Below are 18,465 nucleotides of genomic sequence, written 5' to 3' on the forward strand. Positions count from 1 at the left end.
GGTGCCGCGTCCTGCCATGCGACGCCAAAACCCGCTGGGTCGGGGGCACACCGACCCGGCGGAAAGGACATGGCGCCGGCCTGCGGGAGGACTAGCCCGCCGGCCGCCGACGCTGCGTTCCACCCCCGCGATGGCGAAGGCGGCGCGCGGCGCCGGTGAAGCATTCCGCTTGCGCGGAAGTCAGTCGGCCTGGCGGCGCAGGAACGCCGGGATGTCCAGGTAGTCGCTCGGCAGTTCGGCGGCGGGCGGGGCCGACGCACCGGCACCGGCGCCGGCATCGCTGCTGGCGCGACGCAGGCCCAGGCCCATCGAACCACCGACGGCCTTGGACACGGCATCGCTGGCGCCGTTGTCGAAATCACCGAATTCCGGCTGGCCGGTGGTGGCGTTGCGCACCAGCTTGATCGGGGCGCGCTGCTCCGGACGCTGCGCCGTGCGGGACACCGCGCGGTTCAGGCCGGTGGCGACCACGGTCACGCGGACTTCGTCCTGCATGTCCGGGTCCAGCACGGTGCCGACGACCACGGTGGCGTCCTCGGAGGCGAAGCCTTCGATGGTGCGGCCGATTTCGTCGAACTCGGACATGGTGAAGTCCGGGCCGGCGGTGATGTTGACCAGGATGCCGTTGGCGCCGGCCAGGTTCACGTCGTCCAGCAGCGGGTTCTGGATCGCCGCCTCGGCCGCGGCCTGGGCACGGTCATCGCCGCGCGCCGAGCCGGTGCCCATCATCGCCAGGCCCATTTCGGACATGACGGTGCGCACGTCGGCGAAGTCGACGTTGATCAGGCCCGGGCGCACGATCAGGTCGGCGATGCCCTGCACCGCGCCCTGCAGCACGTCGTTGGCGGCGCGGAACGCCTGGATCATGGTGGCGTTGCGGCCGAGCACGGTGATCAGCTTTTCGTTCGGGATGGTGATCAGCGAGTCGCAGTGCGCCGACAGCTCCTCGATGCCCTTCAGCGCCACCTGCATGCGGCGCCGGCCTTCGAACGGGAACGGCTTGGTGACCACGGCCACGGTCAGGATGCCCATTTCCTTGGCCAGCTGCGCCACGACCGGCGCGGCGCCCGTGCCGGTGCCGCCGCCCATGCCGGCGGTGATGAACACCATGTCCGCGCCCTGCAGCGCGTCCATGATGCGCTCGCGGTCTTCCAGCGCGGCCTGGCGGCCGACTTCCGGATTCGCGCCGGCGCCCAGGCCCTTGGTCACGTTGGTGCCCAGCTGCAGCTGCAGCTTCGCACCGCAATTCTTGATGGCCTGCGAGTCGGTGTTGGCGGTGATGAACTCCACGCCGTCCACGCTGCTGCTGACCATGTGCGCCACGGCGTTGCCGCCGCCACCGCCCACGCCCACGACCTTGATGACCGCGTTGGGTGCCATCTTTTCGATCAGTTCAAAATGTGCCATGTCCATGTCCTCTAGTGTGGAGCCGTGACCCGGGGGTTTCCCGTGGCCGGCGTTCTCTTCTGGTTTGAGTACTGCGTGCCCTGCTCTGCTTCGACTGCCCACTGCCTGTTGCGTACTGCCACTTCGTACCGCGCTTTCAGAACTCGCCGCGGTACCAGTTCTTGAGTTTGTTGAAGAAGCTGCCGGCGCGGCCGGTCGGGATCGACGGCCGGCGCGGATGCTCGATCTGGCTGCCCATCAGCAGCAGGCCCACGCCGGTGGCATGTACCGGGTTGCCCACCACCTCGCCCAGCCCGGTGACGTGCTGCGGGATGCCCACGCGCACCGGCATCTGCAGCATTTCCTCGGCCAGTTCGACCACGCCTTCCATCTTCGAAGCGCCACCGGTGAGCACCATGCCGGCGCGCACCAGTTCCTCGAAGCCGGAGCGACGCAGCTCGGCCTGCACCATCTCGAAGATTTCCTCGTAACGACCCTGCACCGCCTGCGCCAGCGAGGCGCGCGGCATGCGACGCGGCGGGCGGTCGCCCACCGACGGCACCTGGATGCTTTCCTCGGCGGTGGCCAGCTGCGCCAGCGCGCAGGCGTAGCGCACCTTGATCTGCTCGGCTTCCGGGGTCGGCGTGCGCAGCATGTGCGCGATGTCGTTGGTGACGTGGTCGCCGGCGATCGGCAGCGAGGCGGTGTGGCAGATCGCGCCCTGCACGTACACGGCGATATCCGTGGTGCCGGCGCCGATATCCACCAGCACCACGCCCAGCTCGCGCTCGTCGGCGGTCAGCACCGCCACGCTGGAGGCCAGCGAGGACAGCACCAGGTCGTCCACCTGCAGGCCGCACTTCTGCACACACTTGCTGATGTTGGCCGCGGCCGACTGCGCGCACACCACCAGGTGCGCATGCACCTCCAGGCGCACGCCGGTCATGCCGACCGGGTTGCGGATGCCTTCCTGCGAATCGTCCAGCACGTACTCGCGCGGGATCGCGTGCAGGATGCGCTGGTCGGCGGGGATCGCCACCGCCTTGGCGGCGTCGAGCACGCGCTCCAGGTCGCCCCAGGTCACTTCGCCGTCGCGGATCGGCACGATGCCCGGCGAGTTCTTGCACTGCACGTGGTTGCCGGAGATCGAGGCGTAGACCGAACGGATCTCGCAGCCGGCCATCAGCTCGGCCTCTTCGACCGCGCGCTGGATCGACTGCACCGTCGATTCGATGTCCACCACCACGCCGCGCTTGAGCCCGCGCGACTCGTGCGAACCGATGCCGATCACCTCGATCGGGTTGCCCGGCGAATACTCGCCGACCAGCGCCACCACCTTGGAGGTGCCGATGTCGAGGCCCACGATGAGAGATTTATCGCCCTTGCGGTTCATGTACTGGCTGCCGGAATGCTGAAAAGGGAATGCGGAAGGGAGACGCGGCGGGACGCGGCGGCGACGCGGCGCGGCCCGGCGGGCGGCGCGCTCGCCGGCGCGGCGGCCGGCTGTCTCTCCAAAGTGAAACCATTGGTGTAGCGAAGGTCGGCGCGCGCGATCGGCTGCTGCGGGTCGAGCAGCTGCGGCAGCACGCGGGCGAAACGTTGCAGGCGGGCGCGCGCGTCGTCGCGGCCGATGATCACCGCGATGCCGTTGCTGAGCCCGAGCGACCAGCTGCCGCGCGCGTCCATTTCCAGGCGCTGCACGTCCAGGCCGGTCGGCGCGAACAGCGCGCGCGATTCGTTGTAGAGCGCGACCACTTCGCGCGTCTTGCTGTCCGGGCCGCCGAGCTGTGGCAGCTGCAGGTTGCGCAGGCGCGGCGGGATCGCGAACAGGCGACCCTGCTCGGAGAGCATGCGGTCCGCGCCCCAGCGCGCGAACGGCTGGTGTTCGACCACGCGCACTTCCAGCACGTCCGGCCACTGCTTGCGCACCTGCGCGCTTTCCACCCACGGCAGCTGTTCGATGGCGTCCTGTGCGTCCTTCAGCTTCACCGCGAAGAAGCCCGAGCGCGCATACGGCAGCACCACCGCGCGCAGCTGTTCGGCCGGCACGCGCTTGAAATCGCCGGTGACGCGCAGCTTGGCCAGCGGCCAGCGCTCGGCGCCGACCCAGCCGTTGAGCACGGCCACCACCGGCAGCGCGACCAGCGCCACCGCCAGCAACCAGGCGAGGATGCGCAGCGCGGCGTTCATGCGCGCACCTCCGCCCGGGCCGGGATACGGCAGGCGCAGGCAGCCGTGGCGGCCGGCGCCATCGCGCTCCGCCCCCCGGCCTGCGTGGTGCCGTATCCCGTCAACCTCATCGGCTCGACTCCGCGACGGTCTGTTCGAGGATCCGCCAGCACAGTTCGTCGAATTCCACGCCCAGCTGGCGCGCGGCCTTGGGCACCAGCGAATGGCTGGTCATGCCCGGCGCGGTGTTCACTTCGAGCAGGTAGAACTGCCCGCTGGCGCGATCGCGCATCACGTCCACGCGACCCCAGCCGGCGCAGCCGGCAGCCTGGAACGCGGCCAGCGCGATGCGGCGGATCTCCGCCTCGGCCTCGCCTTCCAGGCCCGGGCACAGGTACTGCGTGTCCTCGGCGATGTACTTGGCGTTGTAGTCGTACCACTGCCCCTTGGGCACGATGCGGATCGACGGCAGCGCCTGCGCGCCGAGCACCGCCACGGTGAGTTCGTCGCCTTCGATGAGCTGCTCCATCAGCAGCTCGCCTTCGTAGCGGGCGGCCAGGGCGACGGCGTCATCGAGCTGCGCGTCATCGAACACGCGGCTGACGCCGACGCTGGAACCTTCATTGGCCGGCTTGACGATCACCGGCAGGCCGAGCTCGCGCGCGGCGGCATGCACATCGGAACCCTTGCCCAGCCGCACGTAACGCGGCGTCGGCAGCCCCAGCGACAGCCACACCTGCTTGGTGCGGATCTTGTCCATCGACAGCGCCGAGCCGAGCACGTCCGAGCCGGTATACGGCACGCCGAACGCATCCATCAGGCCCTGCACGATGCCGTCCTCGCCCCCGCCGTTGTGGCCGTGCAGGACGTTGAACACGCGGTCGAACTGGCCCGCGGCCAGCGCCTTGGCCAGCGCCGGGATGCCGTCGACCGGCTGCGCATCCACGCCACGACCGCGCAGCGCTTCGAGCACGTTGCGGCCCGAATCCAGCGACACCTCGCGCTCGCTCGACGTACCGCCGAGCAGCACGGCGACGCGGCCGAACACGGCCGGGTCTTCATGGCGGCGGACGGGCAGCGAGCTCATGCCTTCTCCCCGCTGCGGAAACCTTCGTTGGCGATGTGCTGGGCGACGTAGCCGATATCGCCCGCGCCCATCATCAGCAGCAGGTCACCGTCCTGCAGCACGTCCGGCAGCACCTCGCCGAGCTGGGCGACCTGGCCGACGACCACCGGCTCGCTGCGGCCGCGCGCCCGGATGGCGCGGGCCAGCGAACGCGCGTCGGCGCCCGGGATCGGCGCTTCGCCAGCCGGGTAGACCTCACTGAGCACCAGCGCATCGACGGTGCTCAGCACCGCGGCGAAGGCGTCGAACTGGTCGCGGGTACGGCTGTAGCGGTGCGGCTGGAACGCCACGACCAGCCGCTTGTCCGGCCAGCCGCCGCGCGCGGCGGCGAACACCGCTTCCAGCTCGCGCGGGTGGTGGCCGTAGTCGTCCACCACGCGCACCTTGGCACCGGTGACGGTGGTGACTTCGCCCAGGTCGTTGAAGCGGCGGCCGATGCCGGCGAAGGATTCCAGCGCCTTGCCGATCGTCTCCGGCGCCACGCCCAGCTGCCAGCCCACCGCGGCGGCGGCCAGCGCATTGAGCACGTTGTGGCGGCCCGGCAGCGCGAGCGTCACCGGCGTGGTGGTGCCTTCGGGCAGGCGCAGGGTGAAGCGCATGCGCGCACCGTCCTGCACCACGTCCTCGGCGCGCACGTCGGCGTGCGCGCTCATGCCGTAGGTCATCACGTGGCGCGGCGTCTTGGCGGCCAGCGCGGCGACTTCCGGGTCGTCGATGCACAGCAGCGCCAGCCCGTAGAACGGCAGGCGCTGCAGGAACTCGGCGAACGCCGCCTGCACGCGGGCGAAGTCGTTGCCGTAGTTCTCGAGATGGTCGGCGTCGATGTTGGTGATCACCGCCACCAGCGGGTTCAGGCGCAGGAAGCTGCCGTCGCTTTCATCGGCCTCTGCCACCAGCCACTGGCCACCGCCGAGCTTGGCGTTGGCGCCGGCGGCGAGCAGCTGGCCGCCGATCACGAACGTCGGGTCCAGCCCGCCTTCGCTCAGCACCGCGGCGGTGAGGCTGGTGGTGGTGGTCTTGCCATGCGTGCCGGCCACCGCGATGCCGCGGCGGAAGCGCATCAATTCGGCCAGCATCGCCGCGCGCGGCATGATCGGGATGCGCTGGCTGCGCGCTTCCATCAGTTCCGGGTTGTCCTCGCGGATCGCGCTGGAGACCACCACGCAGTCGGTGCCCAGCACGTTGGCGGCCGAGTGGCCACGCATCACGCGCGCGCCAAGCTTGGCCAGGCGGCGGGTAGCCGCGTTGTCGGCGTTGTCCGAACCGGAGACCTCGTAGCCCAGCGTCAGCATGACCTCGGCAATGCCGCTCATGCCGGTGCCGCCGATGCCGACGAAGTGGACGCGCGGGAACGCGCGCACCAGGTCCTGGCTGTCCTGCAGTCGACGGATCATGCGCGGCCTGCCTGCGCGGAGCGCTGCTGTGCGAACGCCCACTGGCGCTTCGCGGTTCCCCACTTCATACGGCTTCCTCGAGAATGATGTCGGCGATGCGTTCGGCCGCATCGGGTTTGGCCAGTCCACGCGCGGCCTGGGCCATGGCCAGGCGGCGCGGCGGGTTGGCCAGCAAATCGCGCAGCACCGGCTGCAGATGCGTGGCCAGCGCGTCGTCCTGCTTGAGCAGCACGGCGGCGCCGGCATCGACCAGGTATTCGGCGTTGCGGGTCTGGTGGTCGTCGACGGCGGCGGCGAACGGCACCAGCACGCTGCCCACGCCCGCCGCGCACAGCTCGGCCAGGGTGGAGGCGCCGGCGCGGCACACCACCAGGTCGGCCCAGGCATAAGCGGCGGCCATGTCGGCGATGAACGGTTCGACGCTCGCCTGCACACCGGCCTGCGCATACGCGGCCTCGGCTTCGGCGCGCAGCTTCTCGCCGCACTGGTGGCGCACCTGCACCTCGGGATGGCCGAGCGCGGCGAGCGCCTGCGGCACGGAGTTGTTGAGCACGCGCGCGCCCTGGCTGCCTCCCAGCACCAGCACGCGCACCGGGCCACCGCGGCCGGCGAAGCGTTCGGCCGGCGGCGGCAGCGCGGCGATCTCGGCACGCACCGGGTTGCCCACCGCTTCCTCGCCGGCGAAGCTGCCCGGGAAGCCGGTCAGCACGCGGCGCGCGAAGCGCGAGAGCACCTTGTTGGTCATGCCCGGCGCACGGTTCTGTTCGTGCACCAGCAGCGGCAGCTTCATCAGGCGCGCGGCCAGGCCACCGGGGCCGGCGGCGAAACCACCGAAGCTCACCACCGCGCGCGGCTGGCGGTCGCGCAGCACGAAGCCGGCGCCGCGCACCGCGCGCATCACCCGCCACGGCGCGCCGAGCAGGGCCAGCTTGCCCTTGCCGCGCAGGCCACTGATGGCGAGCGTGTCGATCGGGATGTCGTGCTGCGGCACGAGGCGGGTTTCCATCGCGCCGTCGGCGCCGAGCCAGGTCACCGGCACGCCGCGCGCGCGCAGCACCTTCGCCACGGCCAGGCCGGGGAAGATGTGCCCGCCGGTCCCCCCGGCGAGGATCATCACGGGGCGCGGCGTGGCTGCGCTCACGCGATCCTCCCGAAGGTCGGTTCGACACGCGGCTGCATGCGGCTGGTGCCACGCAGCGCCTGCGCCGCGGCGGCGATCTCGCTGGCAGTCGGCGGGACCGGACGCGCCGGCGCGGTGGCCGGCGCCGGGGCGGCCTCGGCGGCTTCCGGCGCGGTGGCGCCCTGCGCGCCCGGCGCGAGCTTGCTGCGCAGGCGCTCGGCGCGGTCGGTCTCGTAGGAGACGCGCAGCAGCACGCCCATCGCCACGCAGGTCATCAGCACGGACGAGCCGCCCGAGGAGATCAGCGGCAGGGTCAGGCCCTTGGTCGGCAGGATGCCCAGGTTCACGCCGATCGACACGAAGCTCTGCATCGCGATCCACAGGCCGATGCCGAAGGCGATGTAGCCGGAGAAGTGGCGCTTCATCTCGATGCAGCGCATGCCCAGCCAGAACGCGCGGCCGACCAGCAGCGCATACAGCGCCACCACGCCGCACACGCCGACGAAGCCCAGTTCCTCGGCGATCACCGAGAAGATGAAGTCGGTATGCGATTCGGGCAGGTAGTTGAGCTTCTGCACCGAGCCGCCCAGGCCCACGCCGAACCACTCGCCGCGGCCGATGGCCATCAGCGCGTTGGACAGCTGGTAGCCCGAGCCGAGCTGGTCCGCCCACGGGTCCATGAAGGAGGTCACGCGGCGCATGCGGTACGGCTCGAGGATCACCAGCGCCACCAGCGCCGGCAACAGCAGCAGGATCGGCAGGATGATGCGCTTGATCTGCGCGCCGCCCAGCACCAGCATGCAGGTGGTGACGCTCAGCAGCAGCATCGAGGAGCCGAAGTCCGGCTGCATCAGCAGCAGGCCGACCAGCAGGCCGACCACGAACACCGGCTTGAGCATCGCCTGCCAGGTGGCGTTGACCTCGTCGCGGAAGCGCACCAGGTAGCTGGCCAGCCAGATGATGTAGAGCACCTTCACCGCTTCCACGGTCTGGAAGCGCGACACGCCCAGGTTGATCCAGCGCCGCGCGCCGTTCACCGTGCTGCCCACGCCGGGGATGAACACCACCAGCAGCAGGCCGAAGCAGGCCAGCAGCAGCCACTGGTTGTGCTGCTCGATGTTCTTCAGTTCCGTGCGCATCGCCCAGAACGCCAGGCCCATGCCCACGCCCAGGAACAGCAGGTGGCGGGTGAGGTAGTAGAACGGGCTGGCTTCCAGCTCGATCGAGCTGGAGGCGACCATGACCACGCCCAGCGACGCCAGCGCCACGGCCGCGCCGAGCAGCCACGGATCGTAGCGGCCTCCGATCGCTTCCAGGCGGGTCGCTTGGCGGGACAGGTCGTTCATCTCAGCGCACCTTCAACGTGGCCAGGCCGATCAGCACGAGCACGACGGAGATGATCCAGAAGCGCACGATCACGCGCGGCTCCGGCCAGCCCTTGAGCTCGAAGTGGTGGTGGATCGGCGCCATGCGGAACACGCGCTTGCCGGTGAGCTTGAAGCTGGCGACCTGGATCATCACCGAGAGCGTCTCGACGACGAACACGCCGCCCATGATCACCAGCACCAGTTCCTGGCGCACGATCACCGCGATGGTGCCCAGCACCGCGCCCAGCGCCAGGGCGCCGATGTCGCCCATGAACACCATCGCCGGGTAGGTGTTGAACCAGAGGAAGCCCAGGCCCGCGCCGGCGATCGCCGCGCAGATGATGACCAGCTCGCCCGCGCCGGGAATGGACGGGATCTTCAGGTATTCGGAGAACACCACGTTGCCCGAGGCATAGGCGAACACGCCCAGCGCGCAGGCCACCAGCACGGTCGGCATGATCGCCAGGCCGTCCAGGCCGTCGGTGAGGTTCACCGCGTTGGAGAAGCCGACGATCCAGAAATAGGCGATCACCACGAAGCTGATGCCGGCCAGCGGCAGCGCCACCGCCTTGAACATCGGGATGTAGAAGGTCAGCTCGGCCGGGACCTTGGCGGTGTAGAGCAGGAACAGGCCGGCGGCCAGGCCGAAGATCGACTGCAGCAGGTACTTCCAGCGCGACTTCAGGCCGTTCGGGTCGCGGCGGACGATCTTGATCCAGTCGTCGTACCAGCCGATCGCGCCGAAGCACACCATCACCGCCAGCACCAGCCACACGTAGCGGTTGCGCAGGTCGCCCCACAGCAGCACCGAGAGGGTGACGGCGAGCAGGATCAGCGAACCGCCCATGGTCGGCGTGCCGGCCTTGGAGAAGTGGGTCTGCGGGCCGTCCTGGCGGATCGGCTGGCCGCCCTTGAACTGGGCGAGCTTGCGGATCACCGCCGGGCCCATCCACAGCGAGAGGAAAAGCGCGGTCAACGCGGCGAGGATGCCGCGGAACGTCAAATAGCCGAACAGCCCGAACAGGCTCTCCAGTTGCTGTAGCCAACGGGCCAGCTCAAGCAGCATTCGGTGCTTCCTCCCCATGCGCGAGCAGCGCGGTCACGATCTTGTCCATGGCACTGCCGCGCGAGCCCTTGACGAGCACGCGCAGCGGCGTCGTTGCATTGCGGATGTCGGCTTCCAGCGCGGCGGCCAGTTCGGCATGGCTGGCGAACACGCGCCCGCGCTCGCCGAACGCCTGCGCGGCATGCGCGCTCAGCTCGCCCAGTGCGTACAAGCGCGCCAGCCGGGCGTCGCGCGCGCGGCGGCCGGCGGCGGCATGCAGCGCGGCGCCTTCCGGGCCGAGTTCGCGCATGTCGCCGAGCACCAGCCAGCCCTCGCCCGGGCCGGCCAGCGCATCGATGGCGGCGTCCAGCGAACCGGGGTTGGCGTTGTAGCTGTCGTCGATCAGCACCGCGCCGCCCGGCAGCACGTGGGCGATCTGGCGGCCGGCGACCGGGCGCGCCTGCGCCAGGCCCTCGGCGATGCGGTCCAGGCCGATGCCCGCGCCCAGCGCCAGGGAAGCGGCGGCCAGCGCATTGCGGATGTTGTGGCGGCCCGGCAGGTGCAGGCTGATCGCCACCTCGCCCTGCGGCGCGACGAGGGTGAAGTTCGACACCTGCGGGGTCATCTGGATCTTTTCGGCGCGCACCTCGGCGCTGGCCTCCAGGCCGAAGCGCAGCACGCGGCGGCCGGTGCGGGCCGGTTGCACCATCGCCTGCTCGAACCACAGGCCGAAGGCGTCGTCGGCATTGATCACCGCCACGCCGTCATCCGGCAGCGCGCTGTAGATCGCGCCCTTGGTGGTGGCCACGCCCAGCAGGCTGCCCATGCGCTCCAGGTGCGCCGGGGCGATGTTGTTGACCAGCGAATAATCGGGGCGGGCGATGTCGGTGAGGTAGGCGATGTCGCCCGGCTTGCCGGCGCCCATTTCATAGACGGCGAAGTCGGCATCATCCGGGGCGGCGATCACCGCCAGCGGCAGGCCGATCTCGTTGTTGCGGTTGCCCGGCGTGGCATACACGCGCAGGCCATCGACCACCTGCACGTGCTGCAGGATCGCCAGCAGCAGCGACTTCACGCTGGTCTTGCCGTTGGAGCCGGTGATCGCGAACACCTTGGTGCTGCGGCCGCGCTGCATGCCGGCGGCCACGCGGGCCAGCGCCAGTTCGGCATCGGCGACCAGCACCTGCGGCAGTTCGATCTCCGGCAGCAGGCGTTCGACCAGCAGGCCGCTGGCGCCGCGCATCAGCGCGTCGCCGGCGAAATCGTGGCCATCGAAGCGCTCGCCGCGCAGGGCGACGTACAGGCTGCCGGTGGCCAGCGTACGGGTGTCGTTGCTGACGGCGTCGATCATCACGTCGTCGCCGTGCAGCTCGCCGCCGGCCCAGTGCGCGATCAACGACAGCGGGGTGTGCTTCATGCGTGCGCCTCCCCGTTGGCGAGCAGGCCCGCGGCCACTTCGGTGTCGTCGAAGGGATGCTTCACGCCGGCCACGTCCTGGTAGGGCTCGTGACCCTTGCCGGCGACCAGCACGATGTCGCCCGGGCGCGCCTGGCCGATGGCCGCGGCGATCGCCTTGGCGCGGTCGCGCTGCACGGTGACGGCGTCGGCGTGTTCGAAGCCGGCGAGGATGTCGGCGACGATGGCATCGCCGTCTTCATTGCGCGGGTTGTCGTCGGTGACGATGACCACGTCGCCCAGGCGCTCGGCAATCGCGGCCATCTGCGGGCGCTTGCCGGCATCGCGCTCGCCACCGCAGCCGAACACGCACAGCAGGCGGCCGTGGACGTGGCCGCGCAGGCTGTCCAGCGCCTGCTCCAGCGCGTCGGGGGTGTGGGCGTAGTCGATCACCACCAGCGGCTGGGCGCCGTTGCCGCCGAGGCGGTTCATGCGGCCGCGGATCGGCTGCAGGCGCGAGAGCACCCCGGCGATGACGTCCGCCGGCTGGCCGAGCGCGAACAGCGCACCGGCCACCGCCAGCAGGTTGTCGATGTTGAAGCGGCCCAGCAGCGGCGAGCGCACCGGGTGCGCGCTGCCGTCCACTACCAGGTCGAAATTGAGGCCGTGGTCGTCCAGGCGCAGCGCTTCGGCGCGCAGGCGCGCGCCTTCCTGGCCGCGCGAGCTGACGCCGATGCGGGCGATGCCCTCGCCCAGCCCGGCCAGCAGTTCGCGGCCGAAGGCGTCGTCGAGGTTGACCACGGCGGCCTTGAGCCCGGCGCGCGAGAACAGCCGCGCCTTGGCCGCGCCGTAGCTGGCCATGTCGCCGTGGTAGTCGAGGTGGTCGCGGGTGAGGTTGGTGAACACCGCCACGTCGTAGTGCACGGCGTCCACGCGGCCCTGGTCGAGCGCGTGCGAGCTGACTTCCATCGCCACCGCGCGTGCGCCGGCGTCGCGCAGGTCGGCGAGCACCTCGTGCATCTGCAGCACCAGCGGCGTGGTGAAGCCGGTCGGCACCGCATGGCCGTACAGGCCCACGCCCAGCGTGCCGACGCTGCCGCTTTCGATGCCCAGCAGCTTCCAGGCCTGCGCCATCAGCTGCACAGTGGAGGTCTTGCCGTTGGTGCCGGTGACACCGACCATCGTCATCGCCTGCGAGGGATGACCATGGAAGCGGTCGGCCATCGCGCCCATGCGGCCACGCAGGCCCGGCACGGCGATGGCGTCGGCCGGGGCCGGCAGATCCGCCGGGGCCGGCGGGTCGAACAGGATCGCGGAGGCGCCCTTGGCGCGCGCCTGCTCGACGAAACCCAGGCCATGCGCGCCGAAGCCGGCGATGGCGACGAAGGCATTGCCGGGGCGCACGGCGCGGCTGTCCAGCACCAGGCCGGTGATCTCGACCTCGCGCGCCAGCGGCAAGTCGGGCAACAGCTGCGACAGCGGCATCGGCCGGCTCACTGGCGGGCCTCCTGCAGCGGCGCGGTGGTGGCGCTGGCGGTGGGAATGCCGGCATCCACTTCATCGGCGGCCGTGGGCATCAGGCCGTCGCCATCGGTATCCACCGCTGGCGCCACCGCGGCCGGCGCCGGCTTGGGCAGCGCACCGCCCGCCTTGCCGGCGGCCTGCGCGGCCAGCCAGGACTGGATGTCGTCCGGCGGCACGTCGGCCAGGCGCAGCGCGCCTTCCATCACGCGGTGGAATACCGGCGCGGAGACCAGGCCGCCGTAGTACTTGCCGCCCTGCGGGTCGTTGATGACGATCACCGTGGCGAAGCGCGGCCGCGTCGCCGGCACCAGTCCGGCGAACAGCGCGTTGTAGTGGCCGCGCTCGTAGCCGTTCGGGCCGTTCTTGCGCGCGGTGCCGGTCTTGCCGGCGACGTGGTAGCCGAGGATGGCCGCATCCTTCGCGCCGCCCTGCGTCACCACCGTCTCCATCATGCCGATCACGGTGTGCGCCACTTCCGGGCTGATGACCTGGCGCGATTCGCCGCGCTGGCCCTTCACGAAGGTCGGCGGGTTCAGGCGGCCGCCGTTGCCCAGCGCGGCATACGCCTGCGCGATCTGCAGCGGCGTGACGTTCAGGCCGTAGCCGTAGGACATCGTGGTCTTGGACGAACCACTCCAGCGCGCCGGCGACGGCAGCAGGCCCGCCGCCTCGCCCGGGAAGCCGCTGTGCGGCACGCTGCCGTAACCGAAGTTGTGGACCGTCTGGTAGAAGGTCTCGTCCGGCAGCTTGGCGGCGATCTTCGCCGCGCCGATGTTCGAGCTGCGGGTGATCACGCCGGTGACGTTGAGCACGCCGTTGTTGCGCGGCACGTCCTTGATGGTGAAGCGGCCCACGGCCATGTAGCCGGGGTTGGTGTCGATGGTGGTGTTCGGGGTGACCACGCCGGCCTGCAACGCGGTGGCGATGGTCAGCGGCTTCATCGTCGAGCCCGGCTCGACCAGGTCGGTCACCGCGCGGTTGCGGCGCGCCGCCGGGTTGATGCCGGTCACCGCGTTGGGGTTGTAGGTCGGCAGGTTGACCATCGCCAGCACTTCGCCGGTGGCCACGTCCATCACCACCATCGAACCGCCGGCGGCCTTGTTCTCGATCAGCGCGTTGCGCAGTTCCTTGTAGGCCAGGAACTGGATGCGGCGGTCGATGCTCAGGGTCAGGTCCTGGCCCGGCTCGGCCGGCTTCACCAGGTCCACGCTCTCCACGATGGCGCCGCGCGCATCGCGCACCACGCGCTTGCTGCCCGGCTTGCCGCGCAACCACTGGTCGAACGCCAGCTCCAGGCCTTCCTGGCCGCGGTCGTCGATGTTGGTGAAGCCCAGCACGTGCGCCATCGCCTCACCCTGCGGGTAGAAGCGGCGGAACTCGCGCTGCGAAAACACGCCGGGGATCTTCAGCGCCACGATCTCGTGCGCGCGGTCTGGATTGATCCGGCGCTTGAGGTACATGAACTCTTTTTCGGCCTTCTGCGACAGGCGCGAGCTCAGCTCGTCCTGCGGCATCTGCAGCGCCTTGGCCAGCTCCGGGATGCGGTCCGGGTTGCGCAGCAGTTCCTGCGGGTTGACCCAGATCGATTCCACCGGCGTGGACACCGCCAGCGGTTCGCCGTTGCGGTCGGTGATCATGCCGCGCGACACGGCGATGGGCAGCTCGCGCAGGTAACGCGCCTCGCCCTGGCGCTGGTAGAAGTCGCTGTTGATCAGCTGCACGTAGGCCGCGCGGCCGATCAGCGTGACCGAGCACAGCGCCAGCGTGGTGCCGACCAGCATCAGGCGGCCACGCAGGTTGAAGCTGGTGCGCATGCGCGAGCGGGTGGGTTTCATGGCGCACATCCCTGTGCGCCACCCTTCGGGCGGCTTCGCCGTGAAAAACGCACGTCCTGACGTTTTTTCATGGCCGCACCACCACGATGTCGGCGGTTTCCGGGAACTTCATGCCCAGGCGCTCGCGCGCGATCTGGTCGACGCGGTTGCTCTCGGCCCAGGTGGCCTGTTCCAGCTGCAGGCGGCCGAACTCGATGTCGAGGTCGTCGCGGGTCTTCTGCAGGCGGGTGAGCTCCACGAACAGCTTGCGGTGCATGTGGCGCATGTAGACCACGCCAATGCCCGAGGCCACGGTGCAGGCCAGCAGCACGATCAGCAGCAGGCGGCTCATGCCGTCACCGCCAGCTTCTCGGCCACGCGCAGCACCGCGCTGCGGGCGCGCGGGTTGGCGGCCAGTTCGTCGTCTTCGGCGCGGATCGCCCCGCCGATGGCCAGCAGCGTCGGCGTGAACGCCTGCGCTTCGGGCAGGCGGCGGTTGGCCGGCGGCGCCTTGGCGTGGCGGTTGATGAACTGCTTGACGATGCGGTCTTCCAGCGAATGGAAGCTGATCACCGCCAGCCGGCCGCCGGGCTTGAGCCGGGCCAGCGCCGCGTCCAGGCCGGCTTCGAGGTCGGCCAGTTCGCGGTTGATGTGGATGCGGATGGCCTGGAAGCTGCGCGTGGCCGGGTGGATCTTGTCCTTGCCGCGCGGCATCACCGAGGCGATGAGGTCGGCCAGCTGCGCGGTGCGCAGCAGCGGCTGCTCGGCACGGCGCTGCACGATGGCCCGCGCGATGCGGCGGCTCTGGCGTTCTTCGCCGTAGGTCCACAGCACGTCGGCGATCTCGCGTTCCTCCGCGCTGGCCAGCCACTGCGCCGCGCTCTGCCCGGCATCCGGGTCCATGCGCATGTCCAGCGGGCCGTCCTTGCCGAACGAGAAGCCGCGCTCGGCCACGTCCAGCTGCGGCGAGGACACGCCCAGGTCCAGCAGCACGCCGTCCAGCGCCTGCGCCTGGTCCCACTGGCCCAGCGTGGCGAAGCTGGCGCGGCGGATGGACACGCGCGCATCGCCACCGAACGACTGTTCGGCCACGGCGATCGCTTCGGGATCCTTGTCCATCACCAGCAGCCGGCCTCCCGGGCCGAGTCGTTGCAGCACGCCGCGCGCGTGGCCACCACGCCCGAACGTGCCATCCAGATACGTTCCGTCCTCGATCACCTGCAGGCCTTCCAGCACCTGCGTGTACAGCACCGGCAGATGCGCCGCCGGCGGCTGCGACACCGGGAGGTGACCGGGCTGCGCGTCAGGGCGCATCCGGGCACCCCGGCTCACAACCTGAGGTCGAGCAATCCATCGCCCAGATCCCCGTCAGACAGCGTCTGCTGGATCAACGCGCGATGTGCCTGCTCGCTCCACAGTTCAAACTTGTCGCCCATGCCCAGCAGGACGGCCTTCTTCTCGATGCCCACCGCGTTGCGGTGGCTGGCGGGGATGCTCAGGCGGCCATTGCCGTCCAGTTCGAGCACGGCCGAGGAACCGACCAGCTTCTGCTGCAGCACGCGCACGGTGCGCAGGGTGTTGGGCTTGGACATCACGTCGTCGCGCACCCGCTGCCACTCCTTCTCCGCGTACAGCCACAGGCAGCCGGCTTCGAACGGGTTGTAGGTCAGCACCAGGCGATTGGCGCTGTCACGCGCGACGAGGTCGCGGTAAGCGGTGGGAACCGCCAAGCGCCCCTTGTCGTCGACTGTGATGGCCGTCTCGCCTTGAAACACGCTGAAAAACCCTCGGCACCCACTCGGGCGGTTATTGAACCACGAAAAACCACAAAAACCCCGGTTTTCCCTCCGTTGCCCACCTTAGCAGCGCGCAAAGGGTTGTCAACAACTTTCCGAGCAACAAATCGCTTGGGGGATCAATGGCTTGCAGCAATGTTTAGAGACTTGTTCAAGGCTTATCCACAAGTTGCTGTTTCGTCTCAGATTTTGAGATTGAACCGAAATTCAGCCCCGTGTAGAGGGTGTTAAGACCGGGTCGGCACCCTGCCCGCCCGTGGCAGCCGACTGCGCAAACCGGCCACAATCCGGCGCATGTGCCTGGTCGCCATTGCCTGGAAAACCCATCCCCGCTGGCGCCTGGTGCTGGCGGGCAACCGCGATGAGTTCCACGAACGGCCCACCGCCGCGCTCTCGCACTGGCCACCGCCGCATGCCGGCGTGATGGCCGGGCGCGACCTGCGCTCCGGCGGCAGCTGGGTGGGGCTGGGCCCCGGCGGGCGCGCGGCGGTGGTGACCAACGTGCGCGACCCGATGGCGACCACCTCGGGCCCGTCGCGCGGCCACCTGATCGCCAACTACCTGGCCGGCGCGCAGGACGCCACAGCCTTCGCGCTCGACCTGGCCGCCAGCGCCGCCGACTACCCGCCGTTCAACCTGTTGCTGGCCGATGGCCAGGCCTGCCGCTATCTCGGCAACCACCCGGCCGGCGCGCGCGGGCTCGAACCGGGCGTGCATGGCATGTCCAACGGGGCGCTCGACGCGCCGTGGCCGAAGACGCGCCGGCTCACCGCGGTGCTCGGCGAGTGGATCGGCGGCGTGGAGGAATCCCTCGACCCGCTGTGGGCGGCGCTGTCCGACGAACGCACCGCCCCCGACGACGCGCTGCCGGACACCGGCGTGGGCCTGGAACTGGAGCGGCGCCTGTCGGCCGCCTTCATCCGCGGCCGCGACTACGGCACCCGCGCCAGCACGATCCTGATGGTCGACCACGACGGCGGCGGCTGGATCCACGAGCGCCGTTTCGGCCCCGATGGCCTGTTCCTCGGGCAGACGCGGCTGGACCTCTGAGCCCGCCGGCCCGGCGCGTCGGCTACAATGCGCGCGGCGGAGTCGGCCAGGCAGTCGCGTCATCCGAAAGGATGCCGAGGAAAGTCCGGGCTCCACAGGGCAAGGTGCCAGGTAACGCCTGGGCGGCGCGAGCCGACGGAAAGTGCAACAGAAAGATACCGCCGAAGCTTCCCCGTGAAGCTGGCAAGGGTGAAATGGTGCGGTAAGAGCGCACCGCGAGTCCGGTAACGGACCGGCACGGCAAACCCCACCTGGAGCAAGACCAAATAGGGACCTCATGACGCGGCCCGCGTCGGGTCCGGGTAGGTTGCTTGAGCGTCGCGGTGACGCGGCGCCTAGAAGAATGACTGTCCACGACAGAACCCGGCTTACCGGCCGGCTCCGCCCCTTCTTCCTTCAACTGCCGTAGAGCGCCTTGCGCGGCGCGCCGCTCAGTTCGGCCGCCAGCTTGGCGGCCGTGGACGGCGGCAGGTGTTCGCCCAGCTTGGCGTACAGGCGCCGGCCCTCGGCCAGTTTCGCCTCGGCCTCGGCATCCTCGCCGGCGCCCTGCACCATCACCACGAACTCGCCCTTGCGCTGGTTGTCGTCGGCCTCGACCCGCGCGAGCAGGTCGGCCAGGGTGCCGTCGAGCACCGTCTCGAACAGCTTGGTGAGCTCGCGCGCGATCACCGCCGGGCGCGCCGCGCCGAACGCGGCGGCCATGTCGGCCAGCGATTCGTCGATGCGGTGCGAGGACTCGTAGAACACCAGCGTGCGCGCCTCGCCGGCCAGCCGGGCCAGGCGCTCGCGGCGCGCGCCGGCCTTGGCCGGCAGGAAACCCTCGAACACGAAGCGGTCGCTCGGCAGGCCGGCCACGCTGAGCGCGGCGATCGCCGCGCACGCGCCCGGCACCGGGCTCACCTTCAGCCCGGCCGCGCGTGCGGCGCGCACCACGCGGAAACCCGGGTCGCTCACCAGCGGGGTGCCGGCATCGCTGACCAGCGCCAGCGAATCGCCGCCCTGCAGCCGCGCCACGATGCGCTGCGACAGCGCCTCCTCGTTGTGGTCGTGCAGCGCCACCAGCGGCTTGTCGATGCCGAAGTGGGCCAGCAGCTGGCCGGTGCGGCGGGTGTCCTCGGCGCAGATCGCCGCCACGTTGCGCAGGGTTTCCTGCGCGCGCGGGGTCAGATCGCCGAGGTTGCCGATCGGCGTGGCCACGACATGGAGGGTTCCTGCGGAAGTCATCGGCGGTTTTTCCAGGCTCAAGGTTAGAATCGTAGCGTTTTTCGCCGGCACGCCT

General features: G+C 70.3%; 14 protein-coding genes, 1 other RNA gene and 2 pseudogenes. 2 read left to right on the forward strand and 15 right to left on the reverse strand.

Annotation, left to right across the window (positions count from 1 at the left end; all coding sequences use genetic code 11):
• Positions 1-180 precede the first annotated feature (180 nt).
• The 14 genes and pseudogenes from ftsZ to ARC20_RS14065 form a co-directional block, all read right to left on the reverse strand.
• Complete coding sequence (gene ftsZ, locus ARC20_RS14000) at positions 181-1,407, reverse strand: cell division protein FtsZ (RefSeq protein ID WP_057648250.1); 1,227 nt, start codon at positions 1,405-1,407, stop codon at positions 181-183.
• A gap of 136 nt (positions 1,408-1,543) precedes the next feature.
• A complete protein-coding gene (ftsA, locus tag ARC20_RS14005) occupies positions 1,544-2,779 on the reverse strand; it encodes a cell division protein FtsA (RefSeq protein WP_057648177.1) in 1,236 nt (411 codons plus the stop codon).
• Complete coding sequence (locus tag ARC20_RS14010; protein WP_057648179.1) at positions 2,776-3,576, reverse strand: cell division protein FtsQ/DivIB; 801 nt, start codon at positions 3,574-3,576, stop codon at positions 2,776-2,778. The genes ftsA and ARC20_RS14010 overlap by 4 nt, the downstream gene beginning before the upstream one ends.
• 106 nt (positions 3,577-3,682) lie before the next feature.
• Entirely contained in the window at positions 3,683-4,642 is a 960-nt protein-coding gene (locus ARC20_RS14015; RefSeq protein WP_057648181.1) for a D-alanine--D-alanine ligase, read from the reverse strand.
• Positions 4,639-6,075, reverse strand: coding sequence for a UDP-N-acetylmuramate--L-alanine ligase (gene murC, locus ARC20_RS14020; protein WP_057648183.1), 1,437 nt, complete (start codon positions 6,073-6,075; stop codon positions 4,639-4,641). Before murC ends, ARC20_RS14015 begins: the two co-directional genes overlap by 4 nt.
• Positions 6,076-6,145: 70 nt before the next feature.
• Positions 6,146-7,216, reverse strand: a pseudogene (gene murG, locus ARC20_RS14025) (undecaprenyldiphospho-muramoylpentapeptide beta-N-acetylglucosaminyltransferase); the annotation flags it as partial.
• The gene (gene ftsW / locus ARC20_RS14030; RefSeq protein WP_057648185.1) at positions 7,213-8,541 is read right to left on the reverse strand and encodes a putative lipid II flippase FtsW; all 1,329 of its coding nucleotides are present in this window, start codon (positions 8,539-8,541) and stop codon (positions 7,213-7,215) included. The gene ftsW and the pseudogene murG, both read right to left, overlap by 4 nt.
• Before the next feature lies 1 nt (position 8,542).
• A complete protein-coding gene (mraY, locus tag ARC20_RS14035; RefSeq protein WP_057648187.1) occupies positions 8,543-9,628 on the reverse strand; it encodes a phospho-N-acetylmuramoyl-pentapeptide-transferase in 1,086 nt (361 codons plus the stop codon).
• The gene (locus ARC20_RS14040) at positions 9,618-11,024 is read right to left on the reverse strand and encodes a UDP-N-acetylmuramoyl-tripeptide--D-alanyl-D-alanine ligase (protein ID WP_057648191.1); all 1,407 of its coding nucleotides are present in this window, start codon (positions 11,022-11,024) and stop codon (positions 9,618-9,620) included. The genes mraY and ARC20_RS14040 overlap by 11 nt, the downstream gene beginning before the upstream one ends.
• Positions 11,021-12,499: a UDP-N-acetylmuramoyl-L-alanyl-D-glutamate--2,6-diaminopimelate ligase gene (locus ARC20_RS14045; RefSeq protein WP_057648192.1), complete on the reverse strand. Its 1,479-nt coding sequence runs from the start codon at positions 12,497-12,499 to the stop codon at positions 11,021-11,023. Before ARC20_RS14045 ends, ARC20_RS14040 begins: the two co-directional genes overlap by 4 nt.
• The gene (locus ARC20_RS14050; protein WP_057648194.1) at positions 12,496-14,361 is read right to left on the reverse strand and encodes a peptidoglycan D,D-transpeptidase FtsI family protein; all 1,866 of its coding nucleotides are present in this window, start codon (positions 14,359-14,361) and stop codon (positions 12,496-12,498) included. The genes ARC20_RS14045 and ARC20_RS14050 overlap by 4 nt, the downstream gene beginning before the upstream one ends.
• Positions 14,362-14,428: 67 nt before the next feature.
• Entirely contained in the window at positions 14,429-14,692 is a 264-nt protein-coding gene (gene ftsL, locus ARC20_RS14055) for a cell division protein FtsL (RefSeq protein WP_057648195.1), read from the reverse strand.
• A 5-nt stretch (positions 14,693-14,697) separates the two neighbouring features.
• Positions 14,698-15,654, reverse strand: a pseudogene (gene rsmH, locus ARC20_RS14060) (16S rRNA (cytosine(1402)-N(4))-methyltransferase RsmH); the annotation flags it as partial.
• 14 nt (positions 15,655-15,668) lie between these two features.
• Positions 15,669-16,115, reverse strand: a complete 447-nt coding sequence (locus tag ARC20_RS14065) for a division/cell wall cluster transcriptional repressor MraZ (RefSeq protein WP_057648197.1) — start codon at positions 16,113-16,115, stop codon at positions 15,669-15,671.
• 315 nt (positions 16,116-16,430) lie between these two features.
• Between ARC20_RS14065 and ARC20_RS14070 the strand changes: the two genes are divergently transcribed.
• Together ARC20_RS14070 and rnpB are read left to right on the forward strand one after the other, a co-directional pair.
• Entirely contained in the window at positions 16,431-17,186 is a 756-nt protein-coding gene (locus ARC20_RS14070; RefSeq protein ID WP_057648199.1) for an NRDE family protein, read from the forward strand.
• 38 nt (positions 17,187-17,224) lie between these two features.
• Positions 17,225-17,573: RNase P RNA component class A (rnpB, locus tag ARC20_RS14200), an RNA gene on the forward strand.
• Between the two features lie 9 nt (positions 17,574-17,582).
• Here rnpB and rsmI read toward each other — a convergent pair.
• The gene (gene rsmI, locus ARC20_RS14075) at positions 17,583-18,410 is read right to left on the reverse strand and encodes a 16S rRNA (cytidine(1402)-2'-O)-methyltransferase (protein WP_057648201.1); all 828 of its coding nucleotides are present in this window, start codon (positions 18,408-18,410) and stop codon (positions 17,583-17,585) included.
• Positions 18,411-18,465 lie beyond the last annotated feature (55 nt).

This window comes from Stenotrophomonas panacihumi, assembly GCF_001431645.1.
Taxonomy (GTDB): domain Bacteria; phylum Pseudomonadota; class Gammaproteobacteria; order Xanthomonadales; family Xanthomonadaceae; genus Stenotrophomonas_A; species Stenotrophomonas_A panacihumi.

What these genes read in the sequence shown, in the direction of transcription:
- ftsW (WP_057648185.1), bottom strand. Translation starts at nt 8,541, where the DNA reads ATGAACGACCTGTCCCGCCAAGCGACCCGCCTGGAAGCGATCGGAGGC.
- ftsZ (WP_057648250.1), bottom strand. Translation starts at nt 1,407, where the DNA reads ATGGCACATTTTGAACTGATCGAAAAGATGGCACCCAACGCGGTCATC.
- ARC20_RS14040 (WP_057648191.1), bottom strand. Translation starts at nt 11,024, where the DNA reads ATGAAGCACACCCCGCTGTCGTTGATCGCGCACTGGGCCGGCGGCGAG.
- murC (WP_057648183.1), bottom strand. Translation starts at nt 6,075, where the DNA reads ATGATCCGTCGACTGCAGGACAGCCAGGACCTGGTGCGCGCGTTCCCG.
- rsmI (WP_057648201.1), bottom strand. Translation starts at nt 18,410, where the DNA reads ATGACTTCCGCAGGAACCCTCCATGTCGTGGCCACGCCGATCGGCAAC.
- ftsA (WP_057648177.1), bottom strand. Translation starts at nt 2,779, where the DNA reads ATGAACCGCAAGGGCGATAAATCTCTCATCGTGGGCCTCGACATCGGC.
- ARC20_RS14050 (WP_057648194.1), bottom strand. Translation starts at nt 14,361, where the DNA reads ATGAAACCCACCCGCTCGCGCATGCGCACCAGCTTCAACCTGCGTGGC.
- ftsL (WP_057648195.1), bottom strand. Translation starts at nt 14,692, where the DNA reads ATGAGCCGCCTGCTGCTGATCGTGCTGCTGGCCTGCACCGTGGCCTCG.
- ARC20_RS14015 (WP_057648181.1), bottom strand. Translation starts at nt 4,642, where the DNA reads ATGAGCTCGCTGCCCGTCCGCCGCCATGAAGACCCGGCCGTGTTCGGC.
- ARC20_RS14010 (WP_057648179.1), bottom strand. Translation starts at nt 3,576, where the DNA reads ATGAACGCCGCGCTGCGCATCCTCGCCTGGTTGCTGGCGGTGGCGCTG.
- mraY (WP_057648187.1), bottom strand. Translation starts at nt 9,628, where the DNA reads ATGCTGCTTGAGCTGGCCCGTTGGCTACAGCAACTGGAGAGCCTGTTC.
- ARC20_RS14070 (WP_057648199.1), top strand. Translation starts at nt 16,431, where the DNA reads ATGTGCCTGGTCGCCATTGCCTGGAAAACCCATCCCCGCTGGCGCCTG.